This window comes from Spirillospora sp. NPDC127506, from assembly GCF_040302145.1.
Taxonomy (GTDB): Bacteria; Actinomycetota; Actinomycetes; order Streptosporangiales; family Streptosporangiaceae; genus Spirillospora.
The window spans coordinates 1-1,007 of record NZ_JBEORG010000113.1 but is presented as its reverse complement, the minus strand read 5'-3'; the positions used below and the strand labels follow the sequence as shown (position 1 = coordinate 1,007).

Below are 1,007 nucleotides of genomic sequence, written 5' to 3'. Positions count from 1 at the left end.
GTCAGTCGCTGTCGACGAGACGCAGCACCGGGCGCTCGTCGGCCTCGCCCAGCAGGTCGCGCACCTGCGCGGCGCTGATCTTCAGGGCCTCGGCGAGCACGGGCACCGGCGCGCCATGGTCGCCGGCGAGCTCCGCGGCTTTCCTCAGCAGCGTCGGCACTTCGCCGGGGTAGGCGCTGGTCGGGTCCGCCTTGGCGTCGTAAACCATTGACAGGCGCTGGTAGGCCCGGCGTGCCGACGACTCGGTGGTGCGACCGCGCTCGACCATTCGGCGGACTAGCGACGTTGGCGAGACGCCCCACGTGCGGCCGAGCCGGTCCAGTGCCGCCAGGTCGAGCCGCTGCGGGAGGACCGCGTCCATGGACGCGGCAGGGGTGAGGAAAGCCGCGGCGAACTCGTCGGCCTCCTTCTCGATGGCCGCACTGTGCTCGCCTGAGTCGGCGTGCAGCAGCAAGTGCCCGATCTCGTGCGCGATCGAGAACCGGTGCTTGAACACGTTCTCGGTCCGCCGCGGCGTCGTGATGATGATCGGACGGTCGACGATGATGACGGAGAAAGCATCGACGGCGTCGATTTCGCCGAGAGGTCGCACTGTCAACACGATGCCGTGAGACTCGGCCGTGGCGGCAAGGTGTTTGACCGGGCCGTCGGGTAGGCCCCAGTGCCGACGCAGGAGGGCAGCTGCCTCGGCGGGTGAGCTGCCGGGGCGGATCTCTGGGAGGTCGGTCTCGGGGAGCCTGACGTGTCGCTCGAGTGCGAACGTCAGCTCCCACACCAGCGTCGCCGTGGCCAGCGCCTTCTGACGATCACTCACGCGGGCCGACCGCAGGCTCCGGAAGTGCGCGTTCACGGTTTCGATGCGGGCCAGGGGTCGTCCGACGCTGAAGAAGCCCGGCCGGACGTCCAGCGCCTTTGCCAAGCGCTCGAGCACGTCGGCGCGTGGCGAATTGACACCAGCCTCGTACTGGCCGATCGCGGCAGCGGAAACGCCCACCTCGGTGGCCAGG

1 protein-coding gene is annotated in these 1,007 nt (G+C 69.7%); it reads right to left on the bottom strand.

What is annotated here, in order from left to right; genetic code table 11:
- Position 1: 1 nt before the first annotated feature.
- Positions 2-1,007 (bottom strand): XRE family transcriptional regulator (locus ABTW95_RS35710; protein WP_500228644.1); only part of this gene is annotated, 1,006 nt, incomplete at its 5' end.